This window comes from Pedobacter sp. MR22-3 (assembly GCF_026240075.1).
GTDB lineage: Bacteria > Bacteroidota > Bacteroidia > Sphingobacteriales > Sphingobacteriaceae > Pedobacter.
This window is the reverse complement of the sequence record NZ_JAPIVF010000002.1, coordinates 351,199-363,734: the sequence shown is the minus strand read 5'-3', so window position 1 is coordinate 363,734 and position 12,536 is coordinate 351,199. Positions and strand designations below refer to the sequence as shown.

General features: G+C 38.1%; 19 protein-coding genes. 1 reads left to right on the top strand and 18 read right to left on the bottom strand.

Annotation, left to right across the window (positions count from 1 at the left end):
- From rplN to OQ267_RS05270, 16 genes are all read right to left on the bottom strand, one after another.
- Window positions 1–369, bottom strand: coding sequence for a 50S ribosomal protein L14 (rplN, locus tag OQ267_RS05345; protein WP_010599900.1), 369 nt, complete (start codon window positions 367–369; stop codon window positions 1–3).
- Window position 370: 1 nt separating this feature from the next.
- Window positions 371–625 (bottom strand): 30S ribosomal protein S17, encoded by a 255-nt coding sequence (rpsQ, locus tag OQ267_RS05340; protein ID WP_010599901.1) that lies wholly within the window; start codon window positions 623–625, stop codon window positions 371–373.
- Window positions 626–638: 13 nt separating this feature from the next.
- Window positions 639–851 carry a 50S ribosomal protein L29 gene (rpmC, locus tag OQ267_RS05335; protein ID WP_025145217.1) on the bottom strand — a complete coding sequence of 71 codons (213 nt, stop codon included), beginning with the start codon at window positions 849–851 and terminating at the stop codon, window positions 639–641.
- Between the two features lie 73 nt (window positions 852–924).
- A complete protein-coding gene (rplP, locus tag OQ267_RS05330; protein ID WP_010599903.1) occupies window positions 925–1,347 on the bottom strand; it encodes a 50S ribosomal protein L16 in 423 nt (140 codons plus the stop codon).
- 40 nt (window positions 1,348–1,387) lie between these two features.
- Window positions 1,388–2,239 (bottom strand): 30S ribosomal protein S3, encoded by an 852-nt coding sequence (rpsC, locus tag OQ267_RS05325; RefSeq protein WP_029282699.1) that lies wholly within the window; start codon window positions 2,237–2,239, stop codon window positions 1,388–1,390.
- A gap of 9 nt (window positions 2,240–2,248) precedes the next feature.
- Window positions 2,249–2,611 carry a 50S ribosomal protein L22 gene (gene rplV, locus OQ267_RS05320; RefSeq protein WP_025145219.1) on the bottom strand — a complete coding sequence of 121 codons (363 nt, stop codon included), beginning with the start codon at window positions 2,609–2,611 and terminating at the stop codon, window positions 2,249–2,251.
- A 7-nt stretch (window positions 2,612–2,618) separates the two neighbouring features.
- Entirely contained in the window at window positions 2,619–2,885 is a 267-nt protein-coding gene (gene rpsS, locus OQ267_RS22425) for a 30S ribosomal protein S19 (RefSeq protein WP_010599906.1), read from the bottom strand.
- A complete protein-coding gene (rplB, locus tag OQ267_RS05310; protein WP_088301914.1) occupies window positions 2,885–3,709 on the bottom strand; it encodes a 50S ribosomal protein L2 in 825 nt (274 codons plus the stop codon). Before rplB ends, rpsS begins: the two co-directional genes overlap by 1 nt.
- Before the next feature lie 20 nt (window positions 3,710–3,729).
- On the bottom strand, window positions 3,730–4,020 hold the full coding sequence (rplW, locus tag OQ267_RS05305) for a 50S ribosomal protein L23 (protein WP_025145221.1): 291 nt from the start codon (window positions 4,018–4,020) through the stop codon (window positions 3,730–3,732).
- Window position 4,021: 1 nt separating this feature from the next.
- Window positions 4,022–4,651, bottom strand: coding sequence for a 50S ribosomal protein L4 (gene rplD, locus OQ267_RS05300; RefSeq protein ID WP_088301913.1), 630 nt, complete (start codon window positions 4,649–4,651; stop codon window positions 4,022–4,024).
- A gap of 4 nt (window positions 4,652–4,655) precedes the next feature.
- Window positions 4,656–5,273 (bottom strand): 50S ribosomal protein L3, encoded by a 618-nt coding sequence (gene rplC, locus OQ267_RS05295; protein WP_088302012.1) that lies wholly within the window; start codon window positions 5,271–5,273, stop codon window positions 4,656–4,658.
- 535 nt (window positions 5,274–5,808) lie between these two features.
- A complete protein-coding gene (locus OQ267_RS05290; RefSeq protein ID WP_265835144.1) occupies window positions 5,809–6,372 on the bottom strand; it encodes a hypothetical protein in 564 nt (187 codons plus the stop codon).
- Between the two features lie 76 nt (window positions 6,373–6,448).
- Complete coding sequence (locus tag OQ267_RS05285; protein WP_265835143.1) at window positions 6,449–6,841, bottom strand: DUF1634 domain-containing protein; 393 nt, start codon at window positions 6,839–6,841, stop codon at window positions 6,449–6,451.
- Window positions 6,841–7,674: a sulfite exporter TauE/SafE family protein gene (locus tag OQ267_RS05280; RefSeq protein ID WP_088301910.1), complete on the bottom strand. Its 834-nt coding sequence runs from the start codon at window positions 7,672–7,674 to the stop codon at window positions 6,841–6,843. The genes OQ267_RS05285 and OQ267_RS05280 overlap by 1 nt, the downstream gene beginning before the upstream one ends.
- Before the next feature lie 129 nt (window positions 7,675–7,803).
- Complete coding sequence (locus OQ267_RS05275; protein ID WP_265835142.1) at window positions 7,804–8,403, bottom strand: hypothetical protein; 600 nt, start codon at window positions 8,401–8,403, stop codon at window positions 7,804–7,806.
- A gap of 8 nt (window positions 8,404–8,411) precedes the next feature.
- Window positions 8,412–9,668 carry a prephenate dehydrogenase gene (locus OQ267_RS05270; protein ID WP_265835141.1) on the bottom strand — a complete coding sequence of 419 codons (1,257 nt, stop codon included), beginning with the start codon at window positions 9,666–9,668 and terminating at the stop codon, window positions 8,412–8,414.
- A gap of 169 nt (window positions 9,669–9,837) precedes the next feature.
- Between OQ267_RS05270 and OQ267_RS05265 the strand changes: the two genes are divergently transcribed.
- A complete protein-coding gene (locus OQ267_RS05265; RefSeq protein WP_088301907.1) occupies window positions 9,838–10,449 on the top strand; it encodes a hypothetical protein in 612 nt (203 codons plus the stop codon).
- A gap of 33 nt (window positions 10,450–10,482) precedes the next feature.
- On the opposite strand, the gene OQ267_RS05260 is transcribed toward OQ267_RS05265, so the two are convergent.
- Together OQ267_RS05260 and OQ267_RS05255 are read right to left on the bottom strand one after the other, a co-directional pair.
- Complete coding sequence (locus OQ267_RS05260; RefSeq protein ID WP_265835140.1) at window positions 10,483–11,088, bottom strand: YiiX/YebB-like N1pC/P60 family cysteine hydrolase; 606 nt, start codon at window positions 11,086–11,088, stop codon at window positions 10,483–10,485.
- A 38-nt stretch (window positions 11,089–11,126) separates the two neighbouring features.
- Complete coding sequence (locus OQ267_RS05255; RefSeq protein WP_172406532.1) at window positions 11,127–12,470, bottom strand: deoxyguanosinetriphosphate triphosphohydrolase; 1,344 nt, start codon at window positions 12,468–12,470, stop codon at window positions 11,127–11,129.
- Between the last annotated feature and the right edge of the window lie 66 nt (window positions 12,471–12,536).

Genomic DNA, 12,536 nt, shown 5'->3' with positions numbered 1-12,536 from the left:
TTATAATACCTCCGGTGCTAATGATACAATTTTCATGAATTGTTTTTCACGTAGTTCTCTCGCAACCGGGCCAAAGATACGTGTACCTCTTGGCTCATCCTGTGCGTTCAATAATACAGCAGCATTATCGTCAAAACGGATATAAGAACCATCTTTACGACGGATTTCCTTTTTAGTTCTTACAACAACTGCTTTTGAAACTGTACCTTTTTTAATATTACCTGACGGTAATGCGCTTTTTACGGTAACAACTACTTTATCACCAATTGAAGCATAACGTTTGCCGGTTCCACCTAGCACGCGAATTACCAATACTTCTTTTGCGCCGCTGTTATCAGCAACGTTTAATCTTGATTCCTGTTGTACCATCTTATTTAGCTCTTTCTAAAATTTGTACCAATCTCCAGTTCTTGTTCTTACTCAAAGGACGAGTTTCCATGATCAATACCGTATCACCGATACCACATTCGTTTTTCTCGTCGTGAGCCATAAATTTGGTAGTTTTCTTCACGAACTTACCATAAATCGGGTGCTTTACTTTACGCTCAACGCTCACTACAACAGATTTGTCCATCTTGTTGCTCACTACTAATCCCGTTCTTGTTTTTCTTAATTGTCTTTCCATGTCGACTCTCAAATTATTTAGTTTCAGTAGCTGACTCAGTGTTTTTCACTTTAGTCAACTCAGTGTTTAAACGGGCTATGTCTTTCCTTACTTTCGCAATACGCGAAGGATTTTCGATAGCTGAAATAGTGTGTGCGAACTTTAATTTTGATAAGTTCTCTTTTTCTTCCGCAATCTTAGCTACTAATTCTTCTTTTGAAAGCCCTGTGATTTCTGAATTTTTCATTTTTCTTTTTCTTTTACGTTGAGTGTAGCGGTTATAATAAACAAGTATTTACAACATTCACCTCAACACTTTACTATGCTTCTACGTAATCTCTACGTACTACGAACTTGGTTTGGATTGGTAATTTCTGAGCGGCTAAACGCAATGCTTCTTTAGCTACTTCTAAAGGCACACCTTCAGCTTCGAAAATTACACGTCCAGGTCTTACAACTGCTACCCAATACTCAGGAGCACCTTTACCTTTACCCATACGTACCTCAGCAGGTTTTTTAGTTACCGGTTTGTCCGGGAATATTCTGATCCATACCTGACCTTCACGTTTCATGAAACGTGTTACGGCGATACGGGCAGCCTCTATCTGGCGACTTGTGATCCAAGTGGCTTCTAAAGATTTGATACCGAAAGATCCGAATGCTAATTCAGCTCCACGAGAAGCTAAACCCTTCATTCTGCCTTTTTGCATCTTCCTGAACTTCGTTCTTTTTGGCTGTAACATTTTATTTTGTTCTAATCGTTAAACGATGTTAATAAATCAATTATTTACGAGGACCTCTGTTAGCGCCTGCGCCACCACCTCTATTTGCTCCGGGACCGCCTTGACCTGGACCACGACCACCACCTTGGTTTCCACCACGTCTGTCGTTACCGCCGCCACGGTTATCTCTTCCACCACCTCTGTTATCTCTTCCGCCGAAAGCTGGTTTCTCTGATGCGCCTTTTGGACCGTTGTTTGTCGAACCAATGTTCGGAGACAAATCACGTTTTCCATAAACTTCACCTTTACAGATCCAAACTTTAACACCTATTTTACCATAAGTAGTTAAGGCTTCAGCTAAAGCGTAATCGATATCAGCACGGAATGTATGCAAAGGCACTCTTCCTTCTTTGTACTGCTCAGTACGTGCCATCTCAGCACCACCTAAACGACCAGAAGTCATGATTTTAATCCCTTCAGCACCCATACGCATAGTTGATGCGATAGAAGATTTCATTGCTCTACGGAATGAGATCCTTGCTTCTAATTGTTTTGCAACACCTTCTGCAACTAATTGTGCATCAAGTTCTGGGCGTTTAATTTCGAAGATGTTAATTTGAATTTCCTTTTTAGTCAATTTCTTTAACTCTTCTTTGATTTTATCAACCTCAGCACCTGCTTTACCGATTACGATACCTGGACGGGCTGTGTGGATAGTTACGGTGATACGTTTTAACGTACGCTCGATCACTACTTTTGCAACGCCACCTTTAGCGATACGGGCAGAAAGGTATTTTCTTATTTTCTCATCTTCAACTAATTTATCGGAGTAGTTGTTGCCACCGAACCAGTTAGAATCCCATCCTTTGATGATACCTAACCTGTTACCTATTGGATTTGCTTTTTGTCCCATTTCCTAAAATTAGTTTTGAGTTGTTTCTGTATTTTTACTATCTACAATCAGCGTTACGTGGTTAGAACGTTTACGAATTCTATATCCACGGCCTTGAGGAGCTGGACGTAAGCGTTTTAACTGACGGCCACCATCAACCATAATTGTTTTAACAAAAAGTTGATTTTCTTCAGGACGGGCACCTTCATTTTTAGCTTCCCAGTTTTTAATGGCAGATAATAATAATTTCTCAACTCTTATTGCTGCTTCTTTATTGGTAAACTTTAAAATGCTTAATGCTTTCTCTACACGTTCACCTCTGATAAGATCTACAACCAAACGCATCTTACGTGGTGAGGTTGGACAATTGTTTAATTTTGCTATTGCTTCCATTGTCTAATTATTTTTTCTTTTCAGCGTGTCCTCTGAATGTTCTGGTTGGAGCAAATTCTCCCAACTTGTGACCAACCATGTTTTCTGTAACATACACCGGAATAAATTTATTTCCATTGTGTACTGCAAATGTATGATTAACGAAATCTGGTGAGATCATTGATCTGCGAGACCAAGTTTTGATTACAGACTTTTTGCCTGAATCATTCATAGAGTTTACTTTTTTCTCTACGTTATGGTCAATATACGGTCCTTTTTTTATCGAACGAGCCATTATTTCTTCCTTCTCTCTATGATGTAACGATTAGAATATTTTTTAAGTTCTCTGGTTTTAAAGCCTTTAGCTAAAACGCCATTTCTTGAACGTGGGTGACCACCTGATGATCTACCTTCACCACCACCCATTGGGTGATCGACAGGGTTCATCGCTACCGGTCTAGTTCTCGGACGACGGCCCAACCAACGTTTACGACCAGCTTTACCTAATACTTCGTTTGCGTGATCTGAGTTAGATACCGCACCGATAGTAGCCAGACAAGTAGTCAGGATTAAACGGGTTTCGCCTGAAGGCATTTTCAAAGTCGCATATTTACCATCGCGGGCAGCTAATTGTGCGTAAGCACCTGCACTACGAGCCAATTGTGCTCCTTTTCCAGGGTGAATCTCCACGTTGTGGATGATAGAACCTAATGGAATGTTCGATAATTTTAAAGTGTTACCTACTTCTGGTGCTGCTGCATCGCCCGATAATAATACCGAACCAACTTGCAATCCTTCAGGAGCAATGATATAACGCTTCTCGCCATCTGCATAATGTAATAATGCGATGCGGGCAGTACGGTTTGGATCGTATTCAACAGTAGCTACTGTTGCAGGAATATCAAATTTATCACGTTTGAAATCGATCAAACGGTATGATTTTTTGTGACCACCGCCCATGTAGCGCATAGTCATCTTTCCCGTGTTATTACGTCCACCAGACTTTTTTGATGATACAACCAATGATTTTTCGGGCGTGGTTGCTGTAATCTCCGTGAAACTGGCACCAACTCTGAAGCGGGTACCTGGAGTAACTGGTTTAAATTTTCTTAAGCCCATAGTTATAATGAATTATTAAATTAAAGGGTTGCGTAATAATCTATTGTTTCGCCGTCTTTCAACGTTACGATTGCTTTTTTGTATTTCGGGCTACGGCCAGATACAAAACCTGCTTTAGTGTAACGTGATTTAGCTTTTCCATCCACAACCATTGTGTTAACTGCAACGATAGTTACACCGTACAATTTTTCAATAGCTGCTTTAATCTGGATTTTGTTAGCCTTATGGTTAACGCTAAACGTGAAACGGTTAGATTTCTCAGTTAAAGCTGAAGCTTTTTCGGTTAATATTGGTTTTTTTAAAATTTCCATATTATTTGGCAAATGCCTCCTCCAAAGTTTTAACAGAATCAGCAGTTAACACAAGCACACCAGCATTTAATACATCATAGGTATTTAAGTCTGCTGCAGAGATTACTTTAGTTTTCTGAACGTTTCTGCTTGATAAATAGATATTATTATTTTGTGCAGGTAAAACCAATAAAGTTTTTTGAGTACCTACGTTTAACGCAGCCAATAAACTGGTGTAATTTTTAGTTTTAGCTGTTTCGAAGTTGAAATCTTCTAAAATTACCACGTTATTATCTTTTGCTTTATAAGCTAAAGCAGATTTACGTGCTAATGATTTTAATTTCTTGTTCAATTTGAAACTATAGTCACGTGGCTGAGGACCGAATACACGACCACCACCGTTAAATAAAGGAGATTTAATGCTACCAGCACGTGCACCACCTGTACCTTTTTGTTTGTATAGTTTACGGGTCGAACCTGCAATCTCATTACGCTGTTTAGATTTGTGCGTACCCTGACGTTGGTTAGCCAGATACTGTTTTACATCTAAATAAATCGCGTGGTCGTTAGGCTCGATACCAAATACCGATTCAGGAAGTTGCACCTTGGCACCTGTTTCTTTACCTGAAATGTTTAATACTTTAACTTCCATCTGATTACTTGTCTAAGATTACGTAAGAACCTTTAGCTCCTGGAATGGAACCACTAACTACTAATAAGTTTTGCTCAGCATAAACTTTCAAAACCTGTAAGTTCTGAACTTTTACCCTGTCTCCACCTGTTCTTCCAGCCATGCGCATTCCTTTGAATACACGTGAAGGGAATGATGATGCACCCAATGAACCTGGGGCACGTAAACGGTTATGCTGACCGTGAGTCTGCATACCAACACCGGCAAATCCGTGGCGTTTTACAACACCTTGAAAACCTTTACCTTTTGAGGTACCTACAACATCAACAAAATCGCCTTCTGCGAATGCATCAACAGTTACCACATCACCTAAGCTAAGTGAAGTTGTAAACGAGTTGAATTCTACCAGCTTGCGTTTCGGAGTTGTGTTTGCTTTCGCGAAATGGCCTTTTAACGGTTGAGTTGTGTTTTTCTCTTTTTTCTCATCATAACCCAATTGGATTGATGAATACCCGTCTTTTTCTTCGGTTTTCACTTGTGTAACTACACAAGGCCCAGCCTCGATTACCGTACAAGGAATGTTTCTTCCTTCGGCATCAAAGATACTGGTCATTCCTACTTTTTTTCCAATAATTCCTGACATTTTATCTTTTATTTTTAACACCCATCGAAGCAGTAGGGCTTCGTTCAAGGTGGTTGTACATCCCCCGAAAGGGACGGCAAAGATAGGCAAGAAATATTAATTTTCAAATAGTTAGCTAAATATTTTTTCAAATAAATTGCTGATATGATGGGATTTAACTTTCACTGAGCAGCTACAGCATCAAACCAGGCCTTTAAACCCATAGTTGGGTAATCCTGTTTATATCATTTATTTTTGTTTTCCTGCTTAAAATACGTTGTCTTCAGCTACTTAGCACCATTCCGCTCTAAGAGCAAAGATCATATAGATGGCATATTCATACATTCACAAAGCAAATGGCGGGAGCAATATCTTTTTTAGCCAAGAAATATTCGCACAAAGCAGAATATAAAAATATAAACTCAACTGTTGGAAATATAAGAATCAGGAAAAAGTTCATCCCTGTTCCGCTATTTCACAGGCCTCACCATGAGAGCCTAACTCCATATAAATAAGGCTTGGTAATGATGTAGATTTATCCCCTTTCATTCCTGCATCAGTCACGCTTATCATCTTCATAAAAATAATAATTTCCAGGCCCCAGGTTTTTATCCAAAGTGGCCAAAATTCTATTGATTGTATCATCATCTTCATTTGGACCGGGATAATAAGCAGGAACTCCTTCTTCTCCAAACGGAATATCAGTAATTTGAATCCGGTCATCGTCTTCCTCAAGTATAAGCTGACCTATGGCCCAATCTTTATGGGGTTTAAAGCCACAACTTTCAGCAAATGCTTCTGCACCATATAGCATATTATGAACCCGGTTGTATTCAATTTCTTCACCCTTTATATAGGCGATCAGGTATTGAACTTCATCTAAAGGGATATTAAACTTAAAAGCGGAATCTTTAATACCTAAACACTTAAAGTCAACAAGGTACATGCCTATTGTAAGATTTCCATTAATGTGGATTCGGCTTACAATCACATTTGCAATACCACTTTCCTCCCAGTTGGCAGAGATATAGCATTTCCCGAGCTGGAGTTGTCGGGCACGGGATTTTATAAAATTTTCAGGTTTCTGAAACAGCTGAACTATCTTTCCAGACTTTGCCATTTTGGTGATTTTATATACAATCTTAAGCGTTTAAACTTAATTTTAATATTTTTTTTCAACAAATAAGCTATTTGACTTAATGGGCCAGTCCTCCATTCAGACTAATGGTAATAATGGACAAGATAATTAGTCCAATCAATACATACAAATAGTCCTTTTCAATTAAAAAGCTGAAAATGGCGAAAACGATGCGGGCTACCGGTGTAAAAATCAACATCAATATACCAAATTGTACAATGGCATCACCATGAAAAGTAAGCAGGCCTTTGAAAATAGCTGAAATAGATGAAAAACCAGCCAGTTCCGGTCTGAATACTTTATAATCGGTTATCACACCATTTTGATGAATAAGAAAGATAATCCCACCAATGAGCACAATGGTCATCGATATGATTACACCTGCACGCAATAAGGTGCCCAGTATAACCTGAATATCCTTATCATTCATATTTTCTTTTGATGCTGCCATTATAATCCGCTTATTCCTTTGTAAATCATTTGTAATGCTAAAAATGTTACCACTACAGCAAATACAATTTTCAATTTATCTGTTTTGGCTTTTAATAAAACTTTTGAGCCAACGGTAGCCCCGGTTAATACGCCGATACAAACCGGCATGGCGATACCCGGATCAATTTGTCCGCGATGTAAATAAACAATAGCACTGGCAGCGGCGGTAACGCCCATCATAAAATTACTGGTCGTGGTAGAAACTTTAAAGGGTAAACGCATGATATTATCCATCGCGATTACCTTAAGGGCGCCACTTCCTATTCCCAGCAAACCTGAAAGTGTGCCGGCAAAGAGCATCATTAAAAAACCAGCTGGGACGTGTTTTACGGCATAAGGGTGATCAGTACCTTTATCAGGATATGAACCATTTAGTTTAAAAAATTTGGCCCACCGGTCAGTGTCATCTAAAGTAGTATGATCTACTTTTTTCTTTAAAGTCATAATAGCAGAAAAGATCAGGATGCAGCCAAATATGATAGCGATGTAATTGGCATTGAGGTAAACAGCTACAATGGCACCGCAAATAGCGCCCACAGTAGTTGCAATTTCCAGAAACATCCCAATCCGGATATTGGTGATTCCTTCTTTAACATAAGCTGCTGCAGAACCGGATGAAGTTGCTATAACCGAAACAATGGATGCGCCAATTGCATAATGAATATCAACACCCAGTGCCAGCGTAAGTAAGGGTATGATAATTACACCACCACCTAAACCAGTGAGTGAGCCCAGTAAACCGGCTAAAAAAGCCCCTAATAAAACTATAATGGTAAACAATAATACCGACATGCCGGCAAAGATAATGTACTGATTTTGTGGAAACGAAAGATTAACCGAATAAAATAAAATCTATATATAAAGGGGATAAAATAGATTTTCATATAAAAATCATCTTTATGCCTATTTTTAGAAGCCGATCTATAAATTAGATTTGTAATACAATTTACTTTCTTGATTCAGGTTCACTGTACGAAAACACACTAACACTTCGAAAGCAATTTGCCTAATCGTTTCAGGGATTGGGTTAATCGTTGTTTTCTTACCATTAGCATCAGTAATTTTCCATCCGGATGTATCAAGTAATAAAGGATCGTTATGGGCAGCTGATTTTATGATCTTGGCCCTTGTAAAGGCATTACCATCCGAATCAATCATCACTTTTTTATTATTCCACCAGTTTTCATAAGAAACCTTCACCAATTCGAACTTATGTAACCTGGCTAGATATGTCCAGCCTTTCTCAGTGTGGTGTTCTAATTTCAATAAGCCAATAAAATTAGTAAGGCTTTTTGAATCATCCCTTTCTGAACTGCAAAGAAAATCAAGATGCGTTAGCTTAAGTTGATTTAATAATGATTGAGATTGATTTGAGTTGTGAAAAATTAAAGCAATCTTTTCAGCTATTAAATGTATAACTCTTTCATTCCCGCTATCGTAATCATTACAAAGAATATCAATATTTTTTAATTGTTGCTGCAATAACGAAACCAGTTCTGGTTTATTTAAAATAGTCTTCATATAAAAAACTACCTTCCTAATCGCTTAATCAACTCTGCACTTAAATCCCGTCCATCATTTAAACGGTTTGCAAAAAATGATTTCGCGGCTTCAAAATGCGCTTTATAACCTTTCAAATCGCCATAACCAATAATCGATGCCCATTCGTGTACGGCGGTATGAAATTCTAAATCATCGCCACGAATAGATTTATCATATAATGCCGTATGAATAGATTCTTCGAGCATTTCCTCATTTTTAAACAAATATTCAGCAATGCCCAACCTCAATTTAAATGGCGGTGTCTGGCAAATTAAATTATCATAAGGGTTTACACCCATTTTATACCAGGCGTAAACCATACTCAATAAACTCAGGTGTGAATTGGGTTTTTGTTTATGAGCGGCATCAGACAGGCTAAATTCTTTCATAATGTTATCATCCAGGAGCAAAAGGCTTCTGCTTTCGTGAAAAACAAAATCACGGGCAGCATAAATTTTAGATCGAAATTCCGTTTCATTTTCACAAATCATCAATTTATACAATTCTGACTCTGCCTGTGCATAATACTTTACCTGCTTTTGTGCATATGGATTTAAAATAGCTAAGCCTGCATAAATATGTGATTTGTAACTAAAAATGCGCAGTGTGGTTAAAATCTTCACATTATCAATTCCACCAGCATAAGCCGGATTATCCCAGGGGAAGAAACCTGCATTTTTCCAGGCTGAGCCCATGCTTTCAAACCCCATATGGGTAACGGCCTGCGTATCGGCGACGATCCGGTCGTGTTCGCGGTAATCATCCATCTCGATAATATTCGATTTTAAAGACTTATAAATCTCCAGTGCCCTTGCATAAACCTCGTTGGTTGCACGGTGCCTAACCACAACTAAGGTTTGCCCCTCAGGACTAAAAGCAGGGCCATGCAGAGAGTGACAGGTTACGATTTGCGTATCTGTTGGTAAATGTTTTTCAAAAGCTGCAATTTCAGGATGCTTTACAGAGGTTTGCCCGGAAACAATGGCACCAAATTTAGTTGAACGTGCAAAAGTAGCCACCACTTCATCAATCTTCTCTGCCTCTACACAATAGATAATAAAATCAGATTTTCGGGCAACCTCATGCCCATCTGCTAAAATTTCAATGCCTTTAGGTTCAAGCTCACTTTTCAATTCTGAGTAGCGTAAGGGCATGTCTGCACCACACACTTTGTAACCTGCATTAAAAAACGAAATGGCGTATAATCTACCCATATCGCCTAAACCGATAATTCCTATTTGCATGTGGCAAATGTAATCTATCACGATTAATTTATAATAAAACGCCGATAAAATTGTTAATTTATAGATTATATCACATCATTTTATAACTAAGCCAAAAGATAAGGTCATTTAGATGAGCTCATGATGGTATAAAAATGTAGTTTTACACTTTAACACCTATAATTTAACTATGCAAAAACTTAAACCAACCCTGTTATTTTTAGTAGCCATGCTATTGGTAAATATCGCATTCGGGCAGGCCAGACAAGACACTTCGAAAAATACTGATCCATCTCTAAACGGCCAGTATAATTTTATGCTGAAAAAATCTAAAAGTTTATATGGTTCAAAACTGATTAACCCATCCAGGTTATCTGCTTTATGGAAAAGCGTTAATGATACATTAAGAAAAGAGCGAAAACAACTTCAGGAAGCTAAAAAAGAAATAAAGGGACAAAGTGATAACATTGCCAGTTTGAAAGGCGAAGTTACGGGCAAAGAAAGTTCGCTTGCTCATGCAACGGCATCTGTAAATGAAATCAAATTTTTAGGGATCGCTTTCGATAAAGGTACATACAATACCATCGTTTGGGCAATTATTATCATACTGGGTGCCGGTTTGGCCATTGTGATCTTTCAATCCGGAAAATACCGTAAAGAAGCCACCTACAGAACTCAACTTTACCAGGAAGTTGCAGATGAATTTCAAACCCATAAGGTTAAAGCCAAAGATAAAGAAATGAAACTGGCCCGTGAATTACAGGATGAGCGTAATAAATGGGATGATACAAGAGGCAGATAATTGATATGGTTGAATTTCATCAATTAATAGGATTTAATTGATGAAATTCCCTATTAAAAATAATTTATTACTGGCTGCTAAACCATTTGGATTACAGCCTAACTTCCCCTCGGGAACTTCAAGGTTTTGTTTTTTATAAAACTCAATCCAAAAATCATCCGGTTTTCCGGTTTTCGGATTAATAAAGGTCATTGGTTCCAGCGCAAATATTTGATTTTTTCTAAAACACCTTTCAATAAAATCAGAGCAATAGTAAGAACTGTCATTCAGAATATATGTCCAGTTATACGGTTTGCCTAACATCTTCTTGGCAGATAAAATGGCATCAGGAATGGCCTGATCAAAATTATTCTTTAACCTATAAACGACTATTTTATTGTCTGCCGTTTTTTCTGCCTGATAAAATGCTTGCATATTTTCTCTTATGCTTCCTTTTTTTGAAGAGGCATGTAACACAAATATGGAATCAGCACTTTTTTCAATGATTCCGATATGATCAAAAGCGATAGCATCTCTTTTTTGCGTCACCCGGTTAATGGCACCTGATAGGTTAGCTTTTTCGGCACCCACAAATATTAAATCTCCATTTTTTAAATCACGCAGGGTAATGGTTTGTGCATTAACATATGAGGAGAGCATTAATAGGCAGGTTATATATATTAATAAACGCTTCATGATTATGTTTCTGATGGAAAAGAAATGCCTTTAATATTCCGGTACAAATCTACCGCATATAAATCTGTCATACCTGATACAAAATCTAAAACGCTTTGCGTACGGGAGTAGATATCGGTTAAATCGGTATGGTATTGCTTAGGGATAAGCTTCACCAGTTTTTGATAATAATGCGTGTTGTTATTGATTAATGCCGGAACAAATTCTTCCAGTAAGCCTGCCATAATTTTATAACCAGCCACTTCTTTTTGAATAACAGATGAAAAATTATAAATCCTTTCTACCGATACTTTCTCAATCGCTTTCCAGGCCGTTAAATAGGGTTCTGGCAGAAGATCTGTTAAGCTGTTATTCAGTTCACCTTTTAGCAATAATTCCTGCTCTTTAAAAAATATTTCTGCACAAATGTTGGTTAGCGTGTTGATCGCTTTAGCTCTTAGCAAGCCAATTTTTGCATCATCATCTTCATAATCATTTTTTAATCGGTTTTCAATGGTCTGAGAATTGGAAAAAGGCAGCAAATAATTCTTAACTTCCTCATATGATAATATCTTTAAGCGATGCGCATCTTCCAGATCAATGATGCTATAGCAGATATCATCGGCGGCCTCTACTAAATAAACCAAAGGGTGACGTTTATAAATCAGATATTCACTTTCTTCCTGAGCCAGATTTAACTCTGATGCAATCTTTCTGAAGGTTTCTTCTTCTGACTGAAAAAAACCGTATTTCTTCCGGTGTAAAAGTTTTTTCTGCCGTCCAGCTATTGATGCGCAGGGATATTTTGCAATCGAGGCCAATGTGGAATACGTTAAGGCATAGGCATCGTTTCCTTTTCCTTTCAAAGGGTGCGTCAAAATCCGAATGGCATTTGCATTCCCTTCAAAATAAATAAGGTCGTGCCATTGCGAATCGCTCATATCCTTTTGATAGATTTGTCCATCCCCATCGGTAAAATAACGTGAAATTGCCGCTTCTCCCGAATGTCCAAAAGCTGGATTACCCAGGTCGTGAGCCAATGCTGCAGCTGCTACAATATTGCCTACTTCATTTAGCAAGGGCACTTCTTTAAGTAAAGATGGCTGATGTTCTTCTAAATTATTTAAAAAAATATTGGCCATAGAGCGGGCCACACTTGCCACTTCCAAACTGTGCGTTAAGCGGTTATGAACAAATACACTCCCCGGCAAGGGGAAAACCTGTGTTTTATTTTGCAAGCGCCTGAATGGTGATGAAAATATTAACCTGTCATAATCCCGCTGAAAATCAGAACGAGCCTTGTCCCGATCGCCAGTCCAGCTTTCCTGTCCGAATCTTTTATTTGATAATAGGTATTTCCACTCCATCAGATGCTTACTTTTAATTTTCGCCCGAAGTTAAACAAAAGAAAAAACTCGTGTTGAAATTTATTT

What these genes read in the sequence shown, in the direction of transcription:
- rplN (WP_010599900.1), bottom strand. Translation starts at nt 369, where the DNA reads ATGGTACAACAGGAATCAAGATTAAACGTTGCTGATAACAGCGGCGCA.
- rpsQ (WP_010599901.1), bottom strand. Translation starts at nt 625, where the DNA reads ATGGAAAGACAATTAAGAAAAACAAGAACGGGATTAGTAGTGAGCAAC.
- rpmC (WP_025145217.1), bottom strand. Translation starts at nt 851, where the DNA reads ATGAAAAATTCAGAAATCACAGGGCTTTCAAAAGAAGAATTAGTAGCT.
- rplP (WP_010599903.1), bottom strand. Translation starts at nt 1,347, where the DNA reads ATGTTACAGCCAAAAAGAACGAAGTTCAGGAAGATGCAAAAAGGCAGA.
- rpsC (WP_029282699.1), bottom strand. Translation starts at nt 2,239, where the DNA reads ATGGGACAAAAAGCAAATCCAATAGGTAACAGGTTAGGTATCATCAAA.
- rplV (WP_025145219.1), bottom strand. Translation starts at nt 2,611, where the DNA reads ATGGAAGCAATAGCAAAATTAAACAATTGTCCAACCTCACCACGTAAG.
- rpsS (WP_010599906.1), bottom strand. Translation starts at nt 2,885, where the DNA reads ATGGCTCGTTCGATAAAAAAAGGACCGTATATTGACCATAACGTAGAG.
- rplB (WP_088301914.1), bottom strand. Translation starts at nt 3,709, where the DNA reads ATGGGCTTAAGAAAATTTAAACCAGTTACTCCAGGTACCCGCTTCAGA.
- rplW (WP_025145221.1), bottom strand. Translation starts at nt 4,020, where the DNA reads ATGGAAATTTTAAAAAAACCAATATTAACCGAAAAAGCTTCAGCTTTA.
- rplD (WP_088301913.1), bottom strand. Translation starts at nt 4,651, where the DNA reads ATGGAAGTTAAAGTATTAAACATTTCAGGTAAAGAAACAGGTGCCAAG.
- rplC (WP_088302012.1), bottom strand. Translation starts at nt 5,273, where the DNA reads ATGTCAGGAATTATTGGAAAAAAAGTAGGAATGACCAGTATCTTTGAT.
- OQ267_RS05290 (WP_265835144.1), bottom strand. Translation starts at nt 6,372, where the DNA reads ATGGCAAAGTCTGGAAAGATAGTTCAGCTGTTTCAGAAACCTGAAAAT.
- OQ267_RS05285 (WP_265835143.1), bottom strand. Translation starts at nt 6,841, where the DNA reads ATGGCAGCATCAAAAGAAAATATGAATGATAAGGATATTCAGGTTATA.
- OQ267_RS05280 (WP_088301910.1), bottom strand. Translation starts at nt 7,674, where the DNA reads ATGTCGGTATTATTGTTTACCATTATAGTTTTATTAGGGGCTTTTTTA.
- OQ267_RS05275 (WP_265835142.1), bottom strand. Translation starts at nt 8,403, where the DNA reads ATGAAGACTATTTTAAATAAACCAGAACTGGTTTCGTTATTGCAGCAA.
- OQ267_RS05270 (WP_265835141.1), bottom strand. Translation starts at nt 9,668, where the DNA reads ATGCAAATAGGAATTATCGGTTTAGGCGATATGGGTAGATTATACGCC.
- OQ267_RS05265 (WP_088301907.1), top strand. Translation starts at nt 9,838, where the DNA reads ATGCAAAAACTTAAACCAACCCTGTTATTTTTAGTAGCCATGCTATTG.
- OQ267_RS05260 (WP_265835140.1), bottom strand. Translation starts at nt 11,088, where the DNA reads ATGCTCTCCTCATATGTTAATGCACAAACCATTACCCTGCGTGATTTA.
- OQ267_RS05255 (WP_172406532.1), bottom strand. Translation starts at nt 12,470, where the DNA reads ATGGAGTGGAAATACCTATTATCAAATAAAAGATTCGGACAGGAAAGC.